This is a genomic window from Frankia sp. CcWB3 (assembly GCF_977927595.1).
The window spans coordinates 1-9,177 of sequence record NZ_CDWRCK010000112.1 but is presented as its reverse complement, the minus strand read 5'-3'; the positions used below and the strand labels follow the sequence as shown (position 1 = coordinate 9,177).

Sequence of the window (9,177 nt, the reverse complement as noted above, 5' to 3'; positions counted from 1 at the left end):
GCCACCCTGGCCGACCCGGGTCTGCTTGAAGATGGCCGGCCCCCGACTGGTCAGGCGCACCGCCAGCGCCAGGGCCAGGAACAACGGCGCGCACAGCAGGAGAACCCCCGCGGCCACACTGCGGTCGAACAGGCCCTTCATGGCCCGCCGCGCGCCGGTGAGCTCCGGCTCCTCGACGTGCAGCAGCGGCAGCCCGGCCACCGGACGGATCGAGATCCGCGGCCCGGTCACGTCGGTCAGCGCCGAGGAGACCAGCACGTCGACGTCGCTGCCCTCCAGCGTCCACAGCACCCGGCGCAGCGTCTCGCCGTCCATCTGCGGACTGATCGCGACCGTGGTGGCGTGCGTGGCCGTGATGGCAGTGTGCAGGGTCTCCGACGTCCCGACGATCGGCACCCCCAACAGGTCGAACCCCCCGCGTTCCGGGGAGTCGTGGCTGTGCCGGCCGGGCGAGCGGTCGAGCACGACACCGACGACCGACCAGCCCGACGTCGGATCCCGCTGGGCCAGCCGGACCAACGCCGCCGCGGAGTCTCCCGCCCCGACCACCAGCACCCGGTGCAGGCAGCGGCCCGCCCGGCGCATCCGGTGCAGGTAGCCGCGCGCGGCGGCGCGGCCGGCCACGGTCAGCAGCAGCGCCGCCGGGAAGGCGATCAGCACGTAGGCACGCGCGAGCTCGGCCTTGGTCGCATAGGACAGGACGGCCACCACCGCGGTGAGCTGCGCGGCGGCGTTGAGGACCCGGCGGAACTCCTCCGAGCCACTGCCGAGGAACCGGCTCTCGTACGCCCGGCTCAGGTACATCGACAACACCCATGCGACGGGCAGCAGGATCGACATGGCGACATACGGCGTCGCGGAGACCGGCTTCAGGTCGAACTCGACCAGTCCGCCGAACCGGACCAGGTAGGCCACTCCCGCCGCGACCACGCAGGCGACCGCGTCGGAGCCCACGAGCAGCCAGCCGTACGGCCGTTCCCAGCGAACCTTCGCCCGGTAGCCGACGGCACCGTCGGACGCTCGGTCCGCGCCGGGGTCCGCGCCCACCTCGTAGCGGTCGTACCAGGCGGGCCCATCGGCCCCGTCGAGCGGTTTCGGGATGGCATCCGTGCCCGGCCCCGCGGCCAACCCCACCTGTGCATGGCTGAAGACAGTGCCCGTCACCTGGCAGACCCCCCACGGCCGCAACATCTTCGGACCGACGACGGGGAGAACACTGGTTGGCGCCGACAACGCGTGTCACCTGTGTATCGACGCGCCCCGGCCTGGTGCCGAGCCCCCGAACCCGCCGCACCACCGACCATCCGGACCCCCCATCCGACCGGCACTGCACGTACGCGCGTAACTCTAACGTGCCGAGATGGGAGGATCCACGGCGTCAACCCCCGATGACTCATACGCGTAACAAAAATCGCAACTAGGCGTCCAGCGACACCACGGTCAAGCAACACCGGACAGGTACGCCCGTAGCAGCCGCTCGGCCTCGTCGATCGCGGCGAGCTCGACGTACTCGTCCCGGGTATGGGCCAGGTTGGGATCGCCCGGCCCGTAGTTGAGCGCCGGGATTCCGAGCTCGGCGAAGCGCGCCACGTCCGTCCAGCCGTACTTCGCCACCGGCACTCGACCGGTGGCGGCGACGAACGCCGCCGCGGGCGGGGCGGCGAGCCCGGGCAGCGCCCCGCCAGCGAGATCGGTGACCTCGACGTCGTAGCCCCCCAACACCTCGCGGACATGCGCCACCGCCTCGTCGGGGCCGCGGTCCGGGGCGAACCGGAAGTTTACCGTGACCTGGCACCGGTCGGGGATCACGTTGCCCGCTACCCCACCGTCGATCCGCACCGCGCAGAGCCCCTCGCGGTAAGTGCAGCCGTCCAGCGTCACCGTCCGCGCCCGGTAGCCGGCGAGGCGGCGGAGCAGATCGCCGGCCTTGTGGATGGCGTTGTCCCCGAGCCACGACCGGGCCGAGTGCGCCCGGGTGCCGGGGAGCGTCACGACCACCCGCAGGGTGCCCTGGCAACCCGCCTCGATCTCGCCGGAGGTCGGTTCCATCAGGATGGCCAGATCCGCCGCCAGCCAGTCCCGGTGCCAGGCGGCGAGCCGGCGCAGCCCGTTGCGGGCCACCTCGACCTCCTCGTGGTCATAGCAGACCCAGGTGACGTCGTGACTCATCGCGCCGGGCGTGGCGACCGGGAGCGTGCCCGCGAGCCGCAGCGCGACCGCGACCCCTGCCTTCATGTCCGAGGTCCCGCAGCCGTAGAGCCGCCCGCCCACCACACGCGAGGGCAGGTTGCCCGCCAGCGGAACGGTGTCCAGATGGCCGGCGAGCAGGATCCGGCCGGGCAACCCCAGCTCGGTCCTGGCCACCACGGCGTCACCGTCCCGGTCGACCCGCAGCCCGTCCACCGCGGTGAGCGCCTTCTCCACCGCATCCGCGAGGGCGGCCTCGTCCCCACTTACCGAGGGCACGTCGACCAGCGCCCGGGTCAGCTCGCCGACGGGCGCCGTGAGGTCGAGGCTCATGCCGTCACCCTACGGCCACCGGGCCAGCGGATCGTTAACCGGCGACAGGACGCCAGCCAGCAATAAGATCGCTAACCGGTGACAGGATCGTTAGCCGGCGACGCCGTGCTCCCGCAGGATGTCGTTCAGCGCCAGCTTGTCGTGGATCTCGCCCTCGGCGAGCGTCCGCAGCACCAGGATGCAGGGCATCGCGAACTCCCCGCCCGGGAACGACTTCACCCGGTTGGAACCGACCGCGACCGCCCGCTCCGGGATCTCCCCGCGCGGGTATTCCGCGCCGGTCGTGGCGTCGAAGACATGGGTGGAGGCGGTCAGGATCGCCCCGGCGCCGAGCTTGGCCCCGCGGCGCACCCGCGCGCCGTCCACCACCATGCAGCGACTGCCGACGAAGGCGTCGTCCTCGACGACGACGGGGACCGCGTTCGGCGGCTCCAGAACCCCGCCGAGCCCGGCCCCACCGGACAGGTGCACGTTGCGGCCGACCTGGGCGCAGGACCCGACCGTGGCCCAGGTGTCGACGAGGGTGCCGGCACCGACGTAGCCGCCGATGTTGGTGTAGCTCGGCATGAGGACGGCCCCGGGCTCGACGTGCGCGCCCCAGCGCACGATCGCGCCCGGTACCACCCGCACGCCGTCGAATCGGGTCTTGAGCGGCACCCGGTCATGGAAGCGGAAGTCACCCGCGGACGACTCGACCATGGCGAGAACCTTGAAGGACAGCAGGATCGCCCGCTTGGCCCGCTCGTCAACGGCGACCGAGCCGCCCGCGGTGACCGTGGCGACCCGGGCCACGCCCGCATCGATGGCGTCGACGGCGGCCACCACGATCTTGCGGGCGTCGGCGTCGTCAGTGTTCAGCTCCGCCCGCCGTTCCCACAGTTCGTCGACGGCGGGATCGATCGGAGAGTCGAGGGATGTGTTCGAGGCGCTCACAAGCCCGACCCTACGAGGTGGCCCCGGCCTCGCGAGGTAGCGGGGCCACGGATCCGGGCCGGGTGCTAACGGATGTCCGGCTCGGCGCCCCCATAGCTACCCTGAGCGATCGGCTGACCGTAGTCGGGCCGAGCGCCGTAGTCAGGCTGCCCCGTGGCGGCGACCGGCGACAGCATCGTCATCCGTTCGGGAACCGTCGCCACCTGCGAGTCCGCAGCGGTCAGGGCGATCCGGACGTGATACCGGCCATCCTCCCCGTAAAACGTCCCGGGCGCGACGAGTATCCCGACCTCGGCCAGCGCGTCCACCGTGGCCCAGGCGTCCTCACCCCGGGTTGCCCACAGGTAGAGGCCGGCCTCGCTGTGATCGATGGTGAATCCCGCGACCGCGAGTGCCGCCGCGAGGACGGCCCGCCGGTTGGCGTAGCGCGCCCGCTGATCCGCCACATGCATGTCGTCGGCGTACGCGGCCGCCATGGCGGCCTGCACGGGCGTCGGCATCATGAAGCCGGCGTGCTTGCGGACCGCGAGGAGGCCCTCGACCAGGGCCGAGTCACCGGTGACGAACCCGGCCCGGTAGCCCGCGAGGTTGGACCGCTTCGACAGCGAATGCACTGCCAGCAGTCCCTCGTGGGAGCCGCCGCACACGTCGGGGTGCAGCACCGAGACGGGCCGGCTCTCCCAGCCCAGCTCGATGTAGCACTCGTCGCTGGCGACGATCACACCGCGCTCCCGCGCCCAGGTGACCACGGCGCGCATCTCGGCGACCGTGAGCACCCGCCCGGTCGGGTTCCCCGGCGAGTTCAACCAGATCAGGGTCACCCCATCGGCCGGGCCCACCACCGGTTCGCAGCGGGCGAGCAGCGCGCCGACCTCGTAGGTCGGATAGGCCGGAGTCGGCACCCACACCCGGTCACCAGGTTCGAGCCCGAGCTGACCGGGGAGCTGAGCCACCAGTTCCTTCGTCCCGAGCACGGGCAGCACCGCGCCCGGGTCGACGAGCACGCCGAGCCGGCGGGCCAGCCAGCCGGCCGCCGCCTCGCGCAGTTCCGGGGTACCCGCTGACCGCGGGTACCCCGGAGCGTCAGCGGAGCCCGCCAGCGCCTGCTGCACGACGGCCGGCGCGGCGTCGACCGGAGTACCCACCGAGAGGTCGACCAACCCGTAGGGATGCAGCCGGGCCTTCTCCTTGAAGGAGACCAGCTGGTCCCACGGGAAGTCGGGCAGCCGCACCCGGGACCGGGCCGGTGACCGCGGGACTCCGGAGATGTTGCCGGGTCTCCCAGGGCCGCTCAGGACTCGCCCTGAGGAGCCAGCGCGGCGACCGTCGGCGGGTCGAAGTCCAAGGCGCCGACCTTCGATGCGCCGCCAGGCGACCCGAGCTCCTCAAAGAAGTTCGCGTTGGTGTCGGTGTACCCCTTCCACTGATCGGGAACGTCGTCCTCGTAGTAGATGGCCTCCACCGGGCAGACCGGCTCACAGGCACCACAGTCGACGCACTCGTCAGGCTGGATGTAGAGCATCCGTCCGCCTTCGTAGATGCAGTCGACCGGGCACTCCTCGATGCAGGCCCTGTCCTTGACATCGACGCAGGGCTCTGCGATGACGTAGGTCACCGGTTTTTCCTCCTCCGGCTCACGGGCGACTGAGTCCTTAGTATCGACCTGGACAGTTCCGTGTCGACAACAAGGGCGTGCGCTGGTGGTGTATGTCGTCCGCATCACTCCGGCCGATGTCGGCGCGCGAGTTATGCTCCGCCACCGCATCCCCGGACCGGTATCCCTCAGTGATGTTCTCGGAACGTTGCGGTCATGGTCATCGGGTGTGCTCACGGTTGTCACTGCCGAGGGCACACCCGTCCAGGTTACCGAGGATGCCGTCGTAGCGGCACGCGTCATCCCACCCCGCCCACCGACACGACGTACGCGGAATGTCCCGGGTGCGACGGCTCTCACGGAGATTGTCCCGAATACGACTACCCCGAAGGCGACTATCGCGGAGGCGACTGTCCTGGGGACGACCGTCCCGGACCCGCCCGATCCAGAGGCGCCCGATCCAGAGGCGCCCAATTCGAAGGTGCCCGGCCTGAAGGCGGCTGCCCCACCAGGAGCGGCTGCCCCGGAGGCGGCTGCCCCCGGCGTGAACGCTCCGAGCGAGCTCTCGTGAGCACCCGCAGCCGCGGCAGGTTCGCCGAGGTCGTGCGCCGCGAGCCGATCGACCTGGCGGTCGCCTGCCATCTGCTCACCGCCGAGGTCGACCCGGCAGCCGACACCCCCGACGCCACCGCCACCCTGAACGCCCTCGACACACTCGCCGCGCAGGCCCGTCCACTGCTCGCCGCGCGGACGACCTCGAGCCGACGGTCCCGGTTCCCCCGGGCCGACCACGGTACGCCGATGGCACGCCAGACCGGCGCACCGGGGCAGGCACCACCCGGGCAGGCACAGCCCGGGCAGGCACAGCCGGGATCCGGATCCGAGGCGGCGGGGCGCTTGGAGGGGGTCGGCCCGGGAGCGGGGGATTTCGACCCGAGGATCGCCGCCGAGACGCTGCACGAGTCCCTGGGGCTCGCCGCCGGCTTCGCCGGGGCCGAGGACGACTACACCGACCTCCGCTCCTCGCTGCTCCCCGATGTGCTGCGCCGGCGGCGCGGCCTGCCGATCCTGCTCTCCGTCGTCTGGCTCGAGGTGGCCGCCCGGCTCGGGGTCCCCGCCTATCCCGTCGGGCTTCCGGGGCACGTCGTGGTCGCGGTGGGTTCCCCCCAGGACCACGTGCTCGTCGATCCGTTCGCCGCCGGCCGGCTACTGACGGTGCACGACGCCGCAGAAAAGGTACGCGCGGCCGGGTTCGCCTTCACCCGTGCCCACCTCGCTCCGATGAGCGCGCAGGATGTGCTCACCCGGATCCTCGGCAACATCCGGGTCCTCGGGGCGCGCTCGGACGCGCCGCACATGCGGCTGTGGGCCGTCGAGCTGTCCCTGCTGCTCCCCCACCACCCGGCGAGCCTGCGCCGGGAGCGCGGCGAGCTCCGCGTCCGGTTGGGCGACTTTCTCGGCGGGGCCACCGATCTGGCCGCGTTCGCCAACACGGTGGCCGCGGTCGAGCCGGCCGCCGCGGCGGCCGCCCGCCAAGCCGCCGCCGCGGCCCGCGCCCGGCTCAACTAGCCCCGGAGACCGCCCGCTCGCCTCGGGAATCGCCCGTTAGCTTCGGGAACCGTCTGTTTCCCTCCGCGCCTCTGTTCCTCCCGTATCCGCACCCACCGGGTCGAGGTAGCGCCCGTCGTAGAAGACGAGCGGTCCGACATCGTCCCGCGGCTGGGCGAACGAGACGACCTCACCGAGGACGAGGGTATGATCCCCCCCGGGATGGGTCGTGACTGTCCGGCACTCGAAGACCGACAGCGCGCCGTCGAACAGGACCACTCCGGTCTCTGGCCCGATCGAGTGCTCCCATCCCGCGAACATGTCGCCGGGCTGGTCATACGCGCGTTTCGCAAAGTAGCGCGACGTCTCGGCCATGTCCTCGGCAAGCACCGAGACTCCCCACACCCCCGAGGCCATGAGCGGACCGTGGAAGCGGGCGTCCCGGCGGATGCTGGCGAGCACCAGCAGCGGGTCGAGGGAGACCGAGACGAACGAGTTCGCCGTCATGCCGAGATGGCGACCGTCGGCGACGGTCGTGAGGACCGTCACTCCGGTAGCGAACCTGCCGACCGCCCTGCGGAAGTCCGCTGTCCGCAGCGTCGGCCGGTCGGCCTGGAGGGTCTGGGAGGTCTGGGAGGTCTGGGAGGTCTGGGAGGCGGGCGCGCCGGCCCGGTTCTCTCCACGGTGCGCAGGGCTGCCCACCCGACCACGCTACCCGCTCCGCTCACCGCGTGGGCTCACCACGTGGGCGACAGTCCCCAAGGGCCGGTGACATCTCCCACATCACAAGAGCCGGTGACATCTCCCAGGGCGAGACGGACGACCGGGTGACCGGACGGCCGGGTGACCGGACCGGTGCTCAGCGACCGGGAGGAAGCACCGCGAGCCCCCGCCGTGCCCCGGCGAGGACGATGACCGCGATCGGGCTCAGTGCCTCGAGCAACAGGAACGCGTACCCGAATCCGCTCGCCCGCAACAACAGGTCCCCCTCGGGGCGGGAACTGGCGAACAGCAGCACGACGACGGCCCAGCCGATGAGCACGGTCGTGGGTCCCAGCCGGGTGCCCGTCAGCCACCGCACCAGCAGCGCGGCACCCCCGTTGCCCACCAGCGCGACCAGTACGCCGAGCGACAGCAGCATCCCCCCCGGCCGCGGACCGGCGGGAACGAGGAAGACGCCGTAGAGACCCAGCCCGACCCCCAGAAATACCCCCAGTGTGTAGGAGGCGGTCAGAAAGGCCCTGCCGGGTTGCGGGTCCGGGGACGGTTGCAACGACGGCCGCGCCGGCTGTCGTTGCAACCGGGTTGAGGGCGGCGTCCGGCGGGGACCGGCGCTGGGACGGGGCATTCTCCGACAGTAGGACATCGTCCGCCGGGCCCGCCCGGTCCTCAGGCGGTCACCAGCTCGGCGGGTACGACGATCACGTCCACCAACGCGCCCCGCCGCCACACCGTGAGTTCCACTGGCCGGCCGATCGTGCCCTCGGTCAGCAGTCGCTGGAGATCACCCGGGGTGACGACGGGCGTCCCGGCCACCGACAGGACGAGATCCCCGGTGAACAGCCCGGCGATCCCGGCCGGGCTGCCGACAACCACCTCGGCCAGCCAGACACCGTGGCGCTGCCCGATCCGCTCGGCCACGGCGGGCGGCAGCGGAACACCCGCCCCCGCGACCCCCAGGTACGCCCGGCGGACCCGGCCGTCGCGCATCAACGCGGCGAGGATCTTCCTCGTCGTGTCGTTCACCGGGACGGCCAGCCCCAGGCCGACACCGGCGACGGCGGTGTTCACCCCCACCATCCGGGCGTCGGCCGTGACCAGCGCCCCGCCGGAGTTACCCGGGTTGAGGGCCGCGTCGGTCTGGATCACCTCGTCGACCACCCGCACGGCCGAGCCCGAACGGGTCGGCAACAACCGGCCGAGGGCGCTGACGACCCCGGCGGTCACGCTGCCGGTGAGCCCCAGCGGGTTGCCGACAGCCACGACGAGCTGGCCGACCCGCAGACCCGCGGCGTCCCCGAGGACGGCAGCCGGCGGGGTCGTGCCCCGGGCCCGCAGCACGGCCAGGTCCGAGAGCGGATCGGCACCCACCAGGTCGACCTCGCGCTCGGTGCCGTCCGCGAACTGCGCCAGCCCGACCGACGCTCCGGAGGTGGCCCGATGCCCCTCGACGACGTGCGCGGAGGTCAGCAGGAACCCGTCGTCGGTGAACACCACCCCGGAACCGGCCCCCGCGCCGCGCCGGGTACGCACCCGTAGGCTCGCCACCGACGGGGTCAGCGCCGCGGCCACCCGGGTCACGACCGCGGAATAGGCGTCCAGCGGCTCGACCGGCGGGGAACCGCCGGGCCGCGCCGGGTCGGGTCCGTCTCCCCTGGCACGTCTGGTCCGCATCCGACCTCCTCGGCCGACGCCACACTTACATTGATTACAGCGTTACGAACACGGGGCCGTCCAGAACATTCCCACCGAGGTGCCTGTGCCACCGCGGCCGGCGGGCGGGCGAGCGGGCCAGGTCGTCAGCGGGCCGGGGCGTTGGAGTCGATCAGGGCTCACACACGAGACCGGCGAACAGGTCCCGC

The 9,177-nt window shown here is 72.1% G+C and carries 9 protein-coding genes and 1 pseudogene; 2 read left to right on the top strand and 8 right to left on the bottom strand.

Annotated features, from left to right (window positions below; genetic code table 11):
• The 5 genes and pseudogenes from ACY5KJ_RS10600 to fdxA form a co-directional block, all read right to left on the bottom strand.
• Positions 1-1,047 (bottom strand): nucleoside-diphosphate sugar epimerase/dehydratase (locus ACY5KJ_RS10600; protein ID WP_462203274.1); only part of this gene is annotated, 1,047 nt, incomplete at its 3' end.
• Between the two features lie 393 nt (positions 1,048-1,440).
• Positions 1,441-2,520 (bottom strand): succinyl-diaminopimelate desuccinylase, encoded by a 1,080-nt coding sequence (dapE, locus tag ACY5KJ_RS10595; RefSeq protein ID WP_462188422.1) that lies wholly within the window; start codon positions 2,518-2,520, stop codon positions 1,441-1,443.
• 90 nt (positions 2,521-2,610) lie between these two features.
• Complete coding sequence (locus tag ACY5KJ_RS10590) at positions 2,611-3,453, bottom strand: 2,3,4,5-tetrahydropyridine-2,6-dicarboxylate N-succinyltransferase (RefSeq protein WP_462188423.1); 843 nt, start codon at positions 3,451-3,453, stop codon at positions 2,611-2,613.
• A 92-nt stretch (positions 3,454-3,545) separates the two neighbouring features.
• Positions 3,546-4,685 (bottom strand): annotated as a pseudogene (gene dapC, locus ACY5KJ_RS10585) (succinyldiaminopimelate transaminase); the annotation flags it as partial.
• Positions 4,686-4,744: 59 nt separating this feature from the next.
• Positions 4,745-5,068, bottom strand: coding sequence for a ferredoxin (gene fdxA / locus ACY5KJ_RS10580; protein ID WP_011438232.1), 324 nt, complete (start codon positions 5,066-5,068; stop codon positions 4,745-4,747).
• Between the two features lie 85 nt (positions 5,069-5,153).
• On the opposite strand from fdxA, the gene ACY5KJ_RS10575 reads away from it, so the two are divergent.
• Both ACY5KJ_RS10575 and ACY5KJ_RS10570 read left to right on the top strand, forming a co-directional pair.
• Positions 5,154-5,618 carry a putative acetyltransferase gene (locus tag ACY5KJ_RS10575; protein ID WP_462203273.1) on the top strand — a complete coding sequence of 155 codons (465 nt, stop codon included), beginning with the start codon at positions 5,154-5,156 and terminating at the stop codon, positions 5,616-5,618.
• Complete coding sequence (locus ACY5KJ_RS10570; protein ID WP_462188426.1) at positions 5,615-6,616, top strand: transglutaminase family protein; 1,002 nt, start codon at positions 5,615-5,617, stop codon at positions 6,614-6,616. Before ACY5KJ_RS10575 ends, ACY5KJ_RS10570 begins: the two co-directional genes overlap by 4 nt.
• Positions 6,617-6,652: 36 nt before the next feature.
• Here ACY5KJ_RS10570 and ACY5KJ_RS10565 read toward each other — a convergent pair whose 3' ends face one another.
• From ACY5KJ_RS10565 to ACY5KJ_RS10555, 3 genes are all read right to left on the bottom strand, one after another.
• On the bottom strand, positions 6,653-7,297 hold the full coding sequence (locus ACY5KJ_RS10565; protein ID WP_462203272.1) for a flavin reductase family protein: 645 nt from the start codon (positions 7,295-7,297) through the stop codon (positions 6,653-6,655).
• A gap of 157 nt (positions 7,298-7,454) precedes the next feature.
• Positions 7,455-7,943, bottom strand: coding sequence for a DUF6113 family protein (locus tag ACY5KJ_RS10560; RefSeq protein WP_462203271.1), 489 nt, complete (start codon positions 7,941-7,943; stop codon positions 7,455-7,457).
• A gap of 41 nt (positions 7,944-7,984) precedes the next feature.
• Entirely contained in the window at positions 7,985-8,989 is a 1,005-nt protein-coding gene (locus ACY5KJ_RS10555; protein WP_462188429.1) for a S1C family serine protease, read from the bottom strand.
• Between the last annotated feature and the right edge of the window lie 188 nt (positions 8,990-9,177).